14 protein-coding genes are annotated in these 13,677 nt (G+C 65.8%); 6 read left to right on the plus strand and 8 right to left on the minus strand.

The genetic code is table 11. The features are described 5' to 3' along the window. Positions 1 to 48: 48 nt before the first annotated feature. Genes AB688_RS16155 through AB688_RS16175 form a run of 5 tightly spaced genes read right to left on the minus strand, consistent with a single transcriptional unit; the run spans position 49 to position 4,485 of the window. Positions 49 to 804, minus strand: coding sequence for an ABC transporter permease (locus tag AB688_RS16155; RefSeq protein WP_054890847.1), 756 nt, complete (start codon positions 802 to 804; stop codon positions 49 to 51). After that, positions 804 to 2,009 carry an ABC transporter substrate-binding protein gene (locus AB688_RS16160; protein WP_063545109.1) on the minus strand — a complete coding sequence of 402 codons (1,206 nt, stop codon included), beginning with the start codon at positions 2,007 to 2,009 and terminating at the stop codon, positions 804 to 806. Before AB688_RS16160 ends, AB688_RS16155 begins: the two co-directional genes overlap by 1 nt. Beyond that, the gene (locus tag AB688_RS16165; RefSeq protein WP_054890849.1) at positions 1,996 to 2,817 is read right to left on the minus strand and encodes an ABC transporter ATP-binding protein; all 822 of its coding nucleotides are present in this window, start codon (positions 2,815 to 2,817) and stop codon (positions 1,996 to 1,998) included. The genes AB688_RS16160 and AB688_RS16165 overlap by 14 nt, the downstream gene beginning before the upstream one ends. Then, positions 2,814 to 3,878, minus strand: a complete 1,065-nt coding sequence (locus AB688_RS16170) for an acyl-CoA dehydrogenase family protein (protein ID WP_054890850.1) — start codon at positions 3,876 to 3,878, stop codon at positions 2,814 to 2,816. Before AB688_RS16170 ends, AB688_RS16165 begins: the two co-directional genes overlap by 4 nt. Before the next feature lie 46 nt (positions 3,879 to 3,924). Next, positions 3,925 to 4,485, minus strand: coding sequence for a carboxymuconolactone decarboxylase family protein (locus AB688_RS16175; protein ID WP_063545110.1), 561 nt, complete (start codon positions 4,483 to 4,485; stop codon positions 3,925 to 3,927). A gap of 102 nt (positions 4,486 to 4,587) precedes the next feature. On the opposite strand from AB688_RS16175, the gene AB688_RS16180 reads away from it, so the two are divergent. The 4 genes from AB688_RS16180 to AB688_RS16195 all read left to right on the plus strand — a co-directional run bounded on the left by AB688_RS16180 (position 4,588) and on the right by AB688_RS16195 (position 10,192). Then, on the plus strand, positions 4,588 to 5,502 hold the full coding sequence (locus AB688_RS16180) for an AraC family transcriptional regulator (protein WP_063545111.1): 915 nt from the start codon (positions 4,588 to 4,590) through the stop codon (positions 5,500 to 5,502). A gap of 219 nt (positions 5,503 to 5,721) precedes the next feature. After that, positions 5,722 to 8,139, plus strand: a complete 2,418-nt coding sequence (locus AB688_RS16185) for a glucose/quinate/shikimate family membrane-bound PQQ-dependent dehydrogenase (protein WP_063545112.1) — start codon at positions 5,722 to 5,724, stop codon at positions 8,137 to 8,139. Between the two features lie 78 nt (positions 8,140 to 8,217). Next, the gene (locus AB688_RS16190) at positions 8,218 to 9,468 is read left to right on the plus strand and encodes a carbohydrate porin (protein WP_063545113.1); all 1,251 of its coding nucleotides are present in this window, start codon (positions 8,218 to 8,220) and stop codon (positions 9,466 to 9,468) included. 106 nt (positions 9,469 to 9,574) lie between these two features. After that, positions 9,575 to 10,192 carry a LysE family transporter gene (locus AB688_RS16195; protein WP_063545114.1) on the plus strand — a complete coding sequence of 206 codons (618 nt, stop codon included), beginning with the start codon at positions 9,575 to 9,577 and terminating at the stop codon, positions 10,190 to 10,192. Positions 10,193 to 10,195: 3 nt separating this feature from the next. Here the strand turns inward: AB688_RS16195 and AB688_RS16200 are convergent, their stop codons facing one another. Genes AB688_RS16200 through AB688_RS16210 form a run of 3 tightly spaced genes read right to left on the minus strand, consistent with a single transcriptional unit; the run spans position 10,196 to position 11,920 of the window. Continuing rightward, positions 10,196 to 10,597, minus strand: coding sequence for a hypothetical protein (locus AB688_RS16200; protein WP_054890856.1), 402 nt, complete (start codon positions 10,595 to 10,597; stop codon positions 10,196 to 10,198). Between the two features lie 52 nt (positions 10,598 to 10,649). Then, the gene (locus tag AB688_RS16205; RefSeq protein ID WP_063545115.1) at positions 10,650 to 11,402 is read right to left on the minus strand and encodes an anti-sigma factor family protein; all 753 of its coding nucleotides are present in this window, start codon (positions 11,400 to 11,402) and stop codon (positions 10,650 to 10,652) included. Continuing rightward, positions 11,399 to 11,920 carry a sigma-70 family RNA polymerase sigma factor gene (locus AB688_RS16210; RefSeq protein ID WP_054890858.1) on the minus strand — a complete coding sequence of 174 codons (522 nt, stop codon included), beginning with the start codon at positions 11,918 to 11,920 and terminating at the stop codon, positions 11,399 to 11,401. The genes AB688_RS16205 and AB688_RS16210 overlap by 4 nt, the downstream gene beginning before the upstream one ends. Before the next feature lie 130 nt (positions 11,921 to 12,050). On the opposite strand from AB688_RS16210, the gene AB688_RS16215 reads away from it, so the two are divergent. Further along, entirely contained in the window at positions 12,051 to 13,097 is a 1,047-nt protein-coding gene (locus AB688_RS16215; protein ID WP_063545116.1) for a catalase family peroxidase, read from the plus strand. Then, the gene (locus tag AB688_RS16220) at positions 13,094 to 13,627 is read left to right on the plus strand and encodes a cytochrome b (RefSeq protein ID WP_063545117.1); all 534 of its coding nucleotides are present in this window, start codon (positions 13,094 to 13,096) and stop codon (positions 13,625 to 13,627) included. Before AB688_RS16215 ends, AB688_RS16220 begins: the two co-directional genes overlap by 4 nt. Positions 13,628 to 13,677: the final 50 nt, after the last annotated feature.

The following is a 13,677-nucleotide window of genomic DNA, read 5'->3' on the forward strand; positions in this document are numbered from 1 at the left end:
GGGCGCTGCCCGATGTGCGGCGCCCAACCTGCGGGCGCCAGCAACACCTCAGGCATGCACCCAGCGCCGATGCAGCCCGCGCGCCAGGGCATCGAGCATGAAGCCCAGCACACCGATCAGCAGCACCATCGCCATCAGCTCCGAATAGGCCAGGCGGTCACGGGTGTCGAGGATGAAGTACCCAAGGCCCGCGCTGACCCCGAGCATCTCGCACGGCACCAGCACGATCCACAGGATGCCGATCGCCAGGCGCACGCCGGTCAGCACATGGCCGATCACCCCCGGGATGATCACCTTGCACAGGGTTTCCCAGCGCGTGGCACTCAAGCTGCGCGACAGCTGCAACCAGCGCGGGTCGAGCTGACGCACGCCTGCGGCGGTGTTGAGCAGGATCGGCCACAGCGCGGCGAACGCCAGGAGGAAGTAGATCGGCTGATCGCCCACCCCCATCAGCATCACCACCACCGGCATCCACGACAGCGGCGAGATCATCCGCAGGAACTGGAACGCCGGCGTGGTCGCCGCCTCCAGATGCCGGTAGCTGCCCACCAGCAAACCCAGCGGCACCCCGATCAGCAGGGCCAGCAGCAGGCCGATGAGAATACGCTTGAGACTCACCCAGATGTGCCCGTAGACCTCGCCATGGCCCAGCAGCTCGACCAGGCTCTCCAGCGTCGCCTGGGGCGAGAAACGCGCCGACAGGCCGTCGGCCTCGCCGAACACCTGCACCCCCGCCCACCACAACAGCAACAGCACCGCCAGCCCGGCAAGGCCCAGGGCGCCATGTACGACATGCTTGCGCATCAGACCGCGAACTCCTCGCTACGCTCGAAGTTGTCGGCGATGCCGAACACCGACGGGCCACCCACGGCGGCGATGGCGTTGCGCACGAAGCGGTCGTCCACCAGGTCGCGCGCGGTCTGCGCCGGATCCAGCCCGGCGAGGAAGCCGCTCTCGCCCTCGATCAGGGTGTTCTTCAAGCGCTTGACCAGCTCCTCGGTGTAGCTGGGGAACGGGTACGGCTGGAAGTCGATGCGCTTTTCGTCCCACTGCTGATGCTGGATCGCACCGCTGGCGATGTAGGCGGCACGGTCTTCGGCCGAAGGCGCCAGGACCTTGGTCAGCACCGCAGGCTCGTGCGGGGTGTATTTGTTGGGACCGGCCTTGGACAGCAACGCCGCGGCCTCGGCGCGGTGATCGCGGGTCCATTGCTGCGCCTTGACGATGGCGTTGACCACCTTCTGCGACCACTCCGGGCGATTGTTCAGGTCATGCTCGTGCATGAACACCACGCAGCACGCATGGTTACGCCAGACATCGCCGGTGAAGCGCTGCACGCGCCCGACCTTGAGATTCTCGGCCAGGGCATTGAAGGGTTCGGCGACGATGTAGCCGGCGATGCGCTTGCTGGCGAGGGCTGGCGGCATGTCCGAAGGCGGCAGTACCAGCAGGTTGACCTCGTTGGCCGCCAGTTGCGCGTTGGCAGGCTTGGACACAGGCGTCAGGCCGTTGTCACTGAGCATCTGTTGCAGCACCACGTTGTGGATCGAGTACCAGAACGGAATGGCGACGGTCTTGCCACCGAGCTGTTTCATGTCGGTGATGTCCGGCGCAACGGTCAGGCCCGAGCCACCGACGTGGTTCCAGGCCACGACCTTGGCCGGCACCTTGCTGCCATAGCGGGCCCAGACCGTCATCGGTGACAGCAGGTGAATCACGTTGACCTGCCCGGAGATGAACGCTTCGATCACCTGCGCCCAGCTGCGCAGCAGTACCGGACGCTCGGCCTTGATGCCTTCGGCCTCGAACAGGCCATTGTTGTGCGCCACCAGCAAGGGCGTGGCGTCGGTGATCGGCAGGTAGCCGATGCGTACCGGCGCGTCCGGCTCGGCGGCAGCGCGCGCCTGCAGGCTCGACAGCATCGGCAAGGCGCCGGCGGCGGTGAGCATGGCGCTGAGCTTGATGAAATCGCGACGCGACGTGGAAGAGCAGCAATCATCCATGCACATGGGCAGGCTCCGACGACAGGGGGGAAGAAGATGTTGAGGTGGGGCGGCTCGCCTGCCGTAGGGTTTTCAGAATCTCGATGCGCAGCGCGCCCAGCTCCTCGACCCGCTGCGCGCGCGGCTGCGGCAGGTCGATGTGCCATTGCCCGAGGGTGCGCGCCGGGTGGTTGCCCAGTAGCAGCACGCGATCGGACAACAGCAGGGCTTCGTCGATATCGTGGGTGATCAGCACCGCCGCGGTGTTGTGGGTGGCGATCAGTTGCAGCAGCAGTTGCTGCATGTCCGCGCGGGTCACTTCATCGAGTGCGCCGAAGGGTTCGTCCAGCAGCAGCACTTCGGGCTGGCGCGCCAGGCAACGGGCCAGTGCCGTGCGCTGGGCCATGCCGCCCGACAGCTGCGCCGGGTACTGGCTGCGCGCATGGTTCAGGCCCACTGCCTCGATGGCGTGGTCGATCCGGGCACGACGCTCGGCCGCCGCCAGCGCAGGCTGACGGGCGAAGTCGAGGCCAAAGGCAACGTTCTTTTCAAGGCTCAGCCAGGGCAGCAGGCTTGGATCCTGGAAGGCAACGGCCAGACGCGGGTGCGGCCCCTGCAGGGGCTCGCCGTGCAGGGACACCGCACCGCCACCAGGCTGCTGCAGACCGGCCAGCACGCGGAGCAGGCTGGACTTGCCGACACCGCTGGGGCCGAGGATGGTCACCACTTCGCCCGGCGACAGCTTGAGGTCGAACTGTTCCAGCACCGCCTGCCAGCCGCCCTCGCGGGGGTAGCCCAGGCTGATGGCGCGGGCTTCGAGCAACACGTCGGTCATACGTTCGCCGCCTGGCGTTGCAGTTCGGCGCGCAGTTGCACCAGGCTCGGCGTGACGATCGGCACGAAGGCCGACTCGCGCCAACGCCGGGCGAAGCCTTCGCCATAGGCAGTGAGATAAGCCTTGCCGCCGCTGGCCTGAAGCTCCATCTGCACCGCATCGGCGGCGCTTTCGGCCAGGGTGATGCGCAGCTTGAACAGTGCCGCGGGCTGGTTGAGGAAACGCCCGTCGAGCAGACCCTGCTTGAGCTCGCCGACGGTATTCTCCAGACGCTCGCGCAACACCTGTTCCGCTTCGGCGAGGAACGAACCGCGCCCTTGCAGGTGTTCGCGCACTTCATCCAGGGCGCGACGGGTCAGGCCGATGGACATGCCGCACTGCAGCGCCAGGAATGCCGGCCGCACCCGAGGCAGGAACTCGCGGGCGTTCTCGTGCAGCAGCCAGGTCCGGTCCAGAGCGACCTGGTGGAACGCCAGCGCGGCGGTGCTGCTCGACTGCAGGCCCATCAGTTGCAGGTCGTCGGAACGCTCAAGGCCCTGACTGCTGGACGGGATCGCCATCACGAAAGGTGCCTGGCCCGCTTCAGCCTCGATCGCCGCCGCTACCACGAAGCCACTCTTGCGCAGATTGGTCACCCAGTGCAGGCGGCCTTCAAGGGTCCAGCCCTCGCCCTCGGTACGCGCCTGCACTTGCAGGGCCTCGATACCGGAGAGGAACTTCATGGCATTGGACAAGCCAGTGGCGCCGGCCAGTTCGCCGGTCAGCAGGTCTGGCAGCAACCGCTCGCGCAAGGCCTGGTTGGGGCTGTGCAGCAGGTATTCGATGAAGGCCCGCTGTCCCCAGCAGACGAAGGCCGAGGCCAGCGAGCGGCTGGCGATGGCGGCGATGGCCTCTACGGCGTCGGTGACGTCACCGCCCGAGCCGCCAAGTGCCGGATCGACGCCAACCCGCAGCAACTGCGACTCGGCGATATGGGCCAGCACCAGGTGCGGGTCGCACTGGCCCTGGTCGATTGCCTCGGCATTGGCATCCAGCCATTGTCGAAATGCAGAATCAAGCATGTCCCTACTCCTTTGAAAACGCCGGCGCGCCGGCACCAGGCGTGGATTACGCCGAAGGCTGCCAGCGGTACTTGCTCAACTCGTCGTTGAGCGGCGTCTGGGCGAACACATTAGCAAAGTTGCACAGGGTTGCGAGACTCACGCCCAGAATCACTTCCAGAGCATTGCCTTCGCTGAAACCTGCATTGCGGAAGGCCTGGTAGGTGGCATCGCTGACATTGCCGCGTGTGGCGATGACTTCGCGGGCGAACTCGGCCAGGGTTTCGTAGCGCGCATCAGGCAGCTCGCCACGCGCACGCAGGGCATCGACCACCTCCTGCGGCAGCTTGGCCTTGTTCAGGGCCACTGCGGTGTGGCCGGCAACGCAGAAGTCGCAACCGTGCTGGGTGGCGGCGATCAGTTGCACCACTTCGCGCTCGGCCAGGGTCAGTTCGGACTTGCCGTTGAGGGCCGAAACCGTGACGTAGGTTTCCAGGGCCGCCGGGGCGTTGGCGAGAATGCCCAGCAGGTTGGGGATGAAGCCGGAATTCTTCTGGGCGTTTTCAAGGAAGGGACGTGCCGCTTCCGGGGCGCTCTGCAGAGTGTGTAGAGTAATGCGCGAGGACATGGAGTAGTCTCCTTTGATGTGTGTCCATACAGTCTGTTGGTTATAAGAAATAGCATCCATATTCATCAGTCGCCTTTCCTTGCTCCTGAGTCTTTGCATTAGATGATTTCGTCCTGCCACCTTGTCGATTGGTTATTAGAGGGCCTGGAGCTCGACGCCAGCCTCTTTCATGTCGGCCGCTACTGCGGCGGCTGGCACGCCAGCACCCAGGGCATGGGCCGGGCCAGCTTCCACCTAGTGGTTCAGGGGCACTGCTGGCTGCACATCGACGGGCAACCGGAGCCGATCCGTCTGGACAGCGGTGATGCGGTGTTTCTGCTGCGCGACCTGGCCTACAGGCTCTCCAGCGACGCCGATCCCGTCGATGCCTGCGCCCAGCCGAGGCGCACCATGCAGGCGCTGGACCTCGACGCAGGGGATGGCGTGGGCCTGGTGTGCGGGTTCTTCCAGTTCCAGTCGGGGCTGTCATCGCTGATCGTCGAAGGGCTGGCCGACTGGATCCTGCTGCGGGCCAACGATCCGGCCGGCAGCGCCGCGCGAGCGCTGTTCGAGCTGATCCTGGAAGAGTGCCGCCGCCAGCCGACACCGTCGCAGACGTTGCTCGAACGCCTGACCCACCTGCTGTTCCTCTATGTGCTGCGCCAGCAGGCAAATGGCGGCCAATCGCTGGGCGGGCTGATCGCCCTCGCCCGCCAGCCGGCCTTTGCCGGCCTGCTCGAACGCCTGATCGAAGACCCGGGCCAGAGCTGGTCGCTGGAGAGCATGGCGGCCTGCACCGGGCTTTCGCGTTCGGCGTTCTTCAAGCGTTTCAACGAACTCGCCGGGCAGTCGCCGGGCCAGGTGCTGCTGGCCTTGCGCATGCGCCATGCCTGCCAGTTGCTGCGCGCAGGCAATACCGTGGAACAGGTCGGCGCCCAGGCGGGCTATCAATCCGTGGCGGCCTTCACCCGAGCATTCGCAAAAGCGATCGGCATGCAACCGGGTGCCTACCGCAAGCAACACGAACTCAAGCGCTGATTTCGACGTAGCGCGACCTTGCGCATACGACATTGGTCGCATGCGCAAGTAATGCTGTTCACCTCCATTTGGCTACATTTAGTCGCAATTTTCGTGAGAATTCCCGGAAATACGCTGTTAGGCGCCTGCAACAATCCGTCACCCAATAAAATGTACTAACTTGTTAATTAGCTTGCTAAGGGCTTAGACTTCACGCATTCCACCTGCGAGATCCCTGGCATGAACGACACACCCCGCGCTTCTGGCGCCTCCACATTCCTCCTGGTCGGGTTGGGCGTGATCATCGCCCTGCTCGGTCTGCTCCTGGCCGCAGGCGGCGTCAAGCTGGTCGGCCTGGGCGGTTCCTGGTACTTCTTGATCGGCGGCCTGGCGATGGCCATCGCCGGCCTGTTCATCGCCCGTCGCAAGCCTGCCGGGGCATGGCTCTACGCCGTGTTCCTGCTCGGCACCGTTATCTGGGCACTGGCCGATGCAGGCCTGGTGTTCTGGCCGCTGTTCTCGCGGCTGTTCATGTTCGGCGCCATCGGCCTGGTGGTCGCGCTGGTCTATCCCCTGTTGGTGCTTGCCAACGGCGGCAGTAGCGGCCGTCGCGCCTATGCTTTGGCTGCAGCACTGGCAGTGGTACTGGCCATCGCCGCAGGCAATATGTTCGTCGCTCACCCCAGCGTCGCACCGACCGGCAACGGCCCTGGCCTGACCGCCGTGGAGCCGGGCAAAGAGCAGAAGGACTGGGCGCACTACGGCAACACCGAAGGCGGCAGCCGCTTCGCCGCGCTGGACCAGATCAACCGCGCCAACGTCGACAAGCTCAAGGTGGCCTGGACCTACCACACCGGTGATGTCGCGATCAGCGACGGCAATGGCGCCGAAGACCAGCTCACCCCGCTGCAGGTCGGCGACAAGGTGTTCATCTGCACCCCGCACAACAACCTGATCGCCCTGGATGCCGACACCGGCAAGGAGCTCTGGAAAAACGCCATCAACGCGCAATCCAAGGTCTGGCAGCGCTGCCGTGGCCTGGCCTATTTCGATGCCACCGCGCCAATCGTCCAGCCGACCCAACCGCACAGTTCGCCGATCACCGTTGCCGCGCTGCCGGCGGGCGCCAACTGCCAGCGCCGCCTGCTGACCAACACCATCGACGGTCGCCTGATCGCGGTGGATGCCGACACCGGTGCCTTCTGCGAAGGCTTCGGCAACAACGGCCAGGTCGATCTGAAGGCCGGCCTGGGTGACGTCCCGGATTCCTACTATCAGCTTTCCTCGGCGCCACTGATGGCTGGCACCACCGTAGTGGTCGGCGGGCGGGTCGCCGACAACGTCCAGACCGACATGCCCGGCGGCGTACTGCGCGGCTTCGATGTAATGACCGGGCAGATGCGCTGGGCCTTCGACCCGGGCAATCCGCAGGACCGCAACGCCCCCGCCGACGGTAGCACCTACGTGCGCAGCACCCCCAACAGCTGGGCGCCGATGTCGTACGATCCGGCGATGAATACGGTGTTCCTGCCGATGGGCTCCTCCTCCACCGACATCTACGGCGTGGAGCGCAGCAAGCTCGACCACACCTACGGTGCCTCGGTGCTGGCCCTGGACGCCACCACCGGCAACCAGAAGTGGGTCTACCAGACCGTGCACAACGATCTCTGGGACTTCGACCTGCCGATGCAGCCAAGCCTGATCGACTTCACCAAGGACGACGGCAGCACGGTGCCGGCAGTCGTGATCGGCACCAAGGCCGGGCAGATCTACGTGCTCGACCGCGCCACCGGTACACCGCTGACCCAGGTCGATGAAGTACCGGTCAAGCCGAGCAACATCCCCAACGAGCCCTACTCGCCGACCCAGCCCAAATCCGTCGGCATGCCGCAGATCGGCGCGCAGACCCTGACCGAGTCGGACATGTGGGGTGCCACCCCGTACGATCAACTGCTGTGCCGCATCGACTTCAAGAAGATGCGCTACGACGGCCTGTACACCGCCCCCGGCACTGACCTGTCGCTGAGCTTCCCCGGCTCGCTGGGCGGCATGAACTGGGGCAGCCTTTCGACTGATCCGGTGCACGGCTTCATTTTCGTCAACGACATGCGCCTGGGCCTGTGGATCCAGATGATCCCTTCGCAGAACAGTGGCCAGGCAGCCTCCGGTGGCGAGGCGCTGAACACTGGCATGGGTGCCGTGCCGCTCAAGGGCACGCCTTACGCGGTGAACAAGAACCGCTTCCTGTCGGTGGCCGGCATCCCCTGCCAGGCGCCGCCGTTCGGTACCCTCACCGCGATCGACATGAAGACCCGGCAGATCGCCTGGCAGGTGCCGGTCGGCACCGTCGAGGACACCGGCCCCCTGGGTATCCGCATGCACCTGCCGATCAAGATCGGCCTGCCGACGCTGGGCGGCACCCTGTCCACCCAAGGCGGCCTGGTGTTCATCGCCGGCACCCAGGATTTCTACCTGCGTGCCTACGACAGCAGCAACGGCAACGAGATCTGGAAGGCGCGCCTGCCGGTCGGCAGCCAGGGCGGGCCGATGACCTACGTATCGCCCAAGACCGGCAAGCAGTACGTGGTGATCACCGCCGGTGGCGCGCGACAGTCGACTGACCGTGGCGACTATGTGATTTCGTACGCCTTGCCATAGACCGCGTTGCTCCCTTCGCGTGCAAGTCGCTGCGGCCTGCACGCGAAGGGGCCCTCACAGACCATCCGAGACCCTGCAATGTCCCCCGCTTTTCGCTTGACCCCTCTTGTCTTCGCCCTGACCAGCACCGCTTCGCTCGCCGCCGACAACACCCTGACCGGTGACTGGGGCGGCCTGCGCCAGCAACTGGAAGAAGACGGCATCCACATCACCGGCGACTACAGCGGCGAGACCGCCTACAACGCCCACGGTGGCCTGCACCGCTCGGCGCGTTACTCGCAGAACCTCAAGTTCGGCGTGCAGTTCGACCTGTCGAAACTGTATGGCCTGGACAACGGCGGCAAGGTCCAGCTCACCGTCAACGACCGTCGTGGCAACAGCGCCTCTGAAGACCTGGTCGGCAACCGTCTGCCGATCCAGGAGAACTACGGCGGCCTGTATACCCGCCTCACCGAACTGAGCTACGAGCGCAGCCTGTTCACTCCGGCCTTGAACCTCAAGCTCGGCTACATGGCGATGGGCAACGACCTCGGCGGCCTGGACAGCGGCATCCTGTGCAATTTCATGAATGCCGGCTTCTGCGGCCACCCGCTGAACATGTCTGGTGGCAGCGGCTGGACCAACTACCCCAACGCGCACCTCGGCGCCCGGGTCAAATACGATCTCTCGCCCTCCTGGCAACTGCGCGTGGCGGCCTTCAACGTCGATCCGCAGAGCAACGGCAACTCCAGCCGCGCCTGGCACCTGGGGCCCAAGCACAGCACCGGCACCGTGGTGCCTGTGGAGCTGGTCTACAAGGTGCAGGGCGAACGGCCGGGCGAGTACAAGCTGGGCTACTACTACGACAGCTCCAACGTGAAGCGCATCGGCAGCGACCAGGACGTGGCCGGACGCAGTGGCCATTACCTGCTGGTCGACCAGGCGTTGTGGAACGACCCAGCCTCTGCGGGTCGCAGCCTGCATGCGTTCGGCCAATATTCAGCGTCGAGCAAGGCCGCCTCGCCCTTCACTCGCTGGTATGGCGCCGGTGTGGTGCTGTACAAGCCCTTCGAAGGACGACCGCGCGACACCCTGGCGCTGGGCTACGGGCGGGCGGTGCCGAATCCGCGCAGCCGTCAGTTGCTGGAAACCACCGCGCTGGATGCCGGGCGTGACTTCCCCGGCCTGGACAGCGCCGAGCAACTGATCGAGCTCAGCTATGGCTACCAGGCCACGCCGTGGCTGAACCTGCGCCCGGATGTGCAGTACATCATCGAGCCGGGCGCCTTCTCCGGCGAAGCGATCGACAACGCACTGGTCGTGGGGCTGCAGGTCAAGGCGACGTTCTGACCGGCAAGATCCGCTTCTGCAGGTTCCAGCGCATTCATGATGGGCCGTTATGCAAGGCGGGCGGAACGTGGCATATATCCTGGCATTCCCCCAGGAGAACTTTCCCATGCTCGGCGTAACCGATTACGGCGCCTTCGTCATCGCCTTCATCGTCCTCCTGGCCATTCCCGGCCCCGGCAACTTCGCCCTGATCACCGCTACCGGCAAGGGCGGTATCAAGGGCGGGCTGGCGGCGACCCTCGGGGTGATCCTCGGCGACCAGGTGCTGATGTGGCTGGCCGTTGCAGGCGTCGCCACCCTGCTCGCCGCCTACCCGGCCGCCTTCCACGTCGTGCAGTGGGCTGGCGCCACCTACCTGGCCTGGCTCGGTCTGCGCATGGTGCTGAGCAAGCCCGGCACTGGGCCGCGTGAAAGCCGCATGGACAGCGGTCACTACCTGCGCCAGACCATGATGATCACCCTGCTCAACCCCAAGGCGATCATGTTCTACATGGCCTTCTTCCCGCTGTTCATCGATCCGGTACAGCATCAGGGCTTCATCACTTTCGCCTTCATGGCGGTGACGGTCGCCGGGCTGACCCTTCTCTACGGCCTGTTCGCGGTGCTGCTGACCCACCACCTGGCCGAGCGCATGCGCGCCAACCCGCGGGTCTCCAACCTGCTCGAGCGGCTGGCCGGAGCTTGTCTGGTCGGGTTTGGCATCAAGCTGGCGGCAATGCGCTGAGACTCAGGCACCGCCAAGCAGGTCGTGGGCATCGAGCAGCCGGAAGGCCACTTCCGGGTTGCGCTCCAGGCCTTTGCGAATGGCGGCGGGGATCGACTGGCGGGTCTTGCGGCACAGCCCCGGCTGGTCGTCCAGCTCGATGACGAAGCCGCGCATGGTACGCACCTCGTTGTAGCCTGGTGCGATATGCACGCGAATGCCCAATTGCTCGTAGAGGCGTGACTGCAGGCGCTGCAGGTCTTCCAGGCTCTGGAGGTTTTCCAGACGTTCGAGCAAGCGCTTCTCCTCCTGGCGGTTGAGCAGAAGAATGCGTTGGGCCTGGGGTGGGTGCGCGTGCAACTGCTCGCGCCCGCAATCACAGGCGCCGGGAGGGCAAGGCTGGCGCAAGGCAGGTGTGCTGGACATGGGCCAAGCATAGCGCTTTCAAATGAAAGTTCGCCTCCCCTGGAAATCGTCGCTAGAGACTGACGCCCAAGGTCCTCCTGACCTGTTCCGCGCGAGCATCGTCTGCCGCACTGACCAGGGCGAAGTTGTAGTCACCATGGGACCAGTAGCGCGCCTCGAGCTGCCCATCGACGCGCTGCCCGCTGGGCATCTGGTCGTAGCGCCCGCCTGGGGAGCGCATGAACAGGCTGATGCGTTCGCCTTTTTTGTCCTGGAACACCAACAATGCCGCCGGGCCGTCCTCGTTGGCCAGCAGGCGTGCGCCCACCGGCTGGAAGCCGTATCCGCTGAGATCCGGCACCTGGCCGACCCGGTTGAAATGCCGCCCCAGCCACGACTGCAACTGCGCAGGGTCATCGGCCTGGACATCGAGGGCCGTGGCATCGGCGAACAGCTTGTGTGCCTGCACCGCGTCGGCCATCGGCAAATCGCCTGCCAGCATCGTCGATTCACGTGCCTGCCAGCCCCCTAGCCCGCCAAGCCCCAACGCCAGCAGCAGGACAGCGGCCGACGCGAAGCGCTGCTGGCGACGCTGACGCACCCGTCGTCGCAGGTGGGCCAGTTCCAGTTGCGGGTTGTGGGGCATGTCGTTGAAACCGGCAAGCGCCGCGCGCAGGCGCCGGGCATCGCTGCGCCAGGCCTCGATCCGCGCGGCCTGCTCCGGATTGGCCGCAAGCCAGGCCTCGACCTCGGCCCGGCGTACAGGCTCCAGTTGGTCGTCGACAAAGGCGTGCAGCTCTTGCTCGGTGGGGATCAGGCGAGTCATTTCAGTCTCCGCAAGGCCGGGGACGATGGCTTGCCCTCGGTCAGTTCACGCAACGCGGCACGGGCGCGCGACAAGCGCGACATGACGGTGCCGATCGGTATATCCAGGGCCTGGGCGACTTCCTTGTAGCTCAAGCCCTCGACGCTGACCAGCAGCAACAGCGCGCGCTGTTCGCTGGGCAGGCGGGCGAAGGCCTGCAGGTCGGCCTGGGCCAGCACGATGCTCTCGGTCTCGTAGCCCAGCGGCTCCTCGGCCTGCCCGCCACGACCGAACCAGTTCAGCCAGCGCGAGTGCAGGCGATCGCGGCGCTTGCCGTCGAGAAACAGCCGATAGAGGATGGTGAACAGCCAGGCACGCCGGTTCTGTTCCTCTCGCTGTTGACCGCTGCGGGTGAGCGCACGCTCGACGGTGGCCTGGACCAGGTCGTCGGCACTGCCGCTTTCGCGGGTCAGCCACAGGGCGAAGCGCCGCAGGCTCTGCAGCAGTTCGCGCCATTGTTGTTCATCCAGGTCATGCATGGTCAGGCCCCGGCCCCATGGGCTGTCAGTGTAATGGGCAGACGGGGCGCGACGAAATCTATTCCCGTCGGGGGAATAAATTTTTCGCTCCCACGTCATACCGGCTCATTCACTGACTCGGAACGTCACCATGAACACACCCCTGCAAGGCCCTGCCAAGGCCCTGCGCCTGGCCGCCATAGGCGCCACGGTCGTGGCGCTGGGTGCGGGCTTCGCCTATGCCGCCGGATGGATCGGCACCCCTGCCCTGACGCCACAGCGCATCATCGACACCTTCGAAGCCCAGGCCGGCCACCATCCCGGCTACCGCAAGAACCACGCCAAGGGCCTGTGCGTCAGCGGCTACTTCGAAAGCAGCGGCCAGGCGCAGGCGCTGTCGAGTGCGCGGGTATTCAGCCAGGCACGGGTGCCGGTGATCGGCCGCTTCGCCATCGGCGGTGCCAACCCCTACAGCCCCGACGCCGGCGTACCGACCCGCAGCCTGGCGGTCCAGCTGAGTACCGACGACGGCCAGGTCTGGCGTACCGGCATGAACAATCCACCCGTGTTGGCGGTAAGCACCCCGCAAGGTTTCTATGAACTGGTCGTGGCCAGCGGCCCGAGCCCGGCCACCGGCAAACCGGACCCGGCCAAGCTGCAGGAGTTCTTCGCCGCCCACCCGGAGAGCGCAGCCTTTCGCCAATGGGCCGCCAGCGCCAAGCCCAGCGACAGCTTCGCCAACACCGACTACAACAGCATCAACGCCTTTCGCCTGATCGATGCCAGCGGCAAGGCGCAAGCCGTGCGCTGGCGCATGGTCGCGCAAACACCCTTTGCCCCTCTGCCCGCCCAGGTCGAGGACAACCTGTACCTTCAACACGACCTGCAACAACGCCTGAGCCAGGCGCCGTTGCGCTGGACACTGCGCCTGACCCTCGCCGAACCCGGCGACGCCATCGACGACCCGGCCAGCCAATGGCCCGACTCGCGCCGCACCATCGATGCCGGCACCCTGGTGATCGACCACGTCGATGCACCGGAACAAGGCGCCTGCCGCGACCTCAACTTCGACCCGCTGATTCTGCCCAGCGGCATCGAAGCCTCCGCCGATCCGATCCTCGCCGCGCGTTCGGCCGCCTACTCGGAATCGTTCAACCGCCGCAGCCGTGAAAGCCTCGGCGCAGGAGCCCGCCCATGAAACCGTCCGCCTTCCACCCCGTGGCCCGCCTGGTGCACTGGCTCATGGCGATACTGATCCTGGCGATGCTGTTCATCGGCGTGAGCATGGTCGGCGACCTGTCGCCACGTCACCCCTGGCTGGTGGAGCTGCACAAGGCTACGGGCCTGGCGCTGCTGGCACTGGTGGTGCTGCGCATCATCCTGCGCCTGACCCTGCCGCACCCGCCACTGCCCGCCGACCTGCCACCGCTGCAGCGTTTCGCTGCCGGCGCCTCGCACCTGGCGCTGTACGGGCTGATGCTGGCCATGCCGTTGCTCGGCTGGGCGATGCTCTCGGCCGGCGGCTACCCACGGCCCTTGCAACTGCCAGCAATCATGCCTCACGACCTGCAGTTGTATGCCGTGCTGCGCCAAGCGCACGGCTGGGCGGGCTACCTGCTGTTCGTCACCATCCTGGCCCACCTCGGCGCAGCGCTGTTCCATGCACTCGTGCGTCGCGATGGCGTATTGCGTAGCATGTGGCCAGGGCCCTTGCGCCGCAGCGACTGAAAAACGCCTGCAGGCGGAATGGGGCCGATACCTTTCCGCCTGCCATGGAT

Origin of the sequence: Pseudomonas putida (genome assembly GCF_001636055.1) — a bacterium.
GTDB lineage: Bacteria > Pseudomonadota > Gammaproteobacteria > Pseudomonadales > Pseudomonadaceae > Aquipseudomonas > Aquipseudomonas machongensis.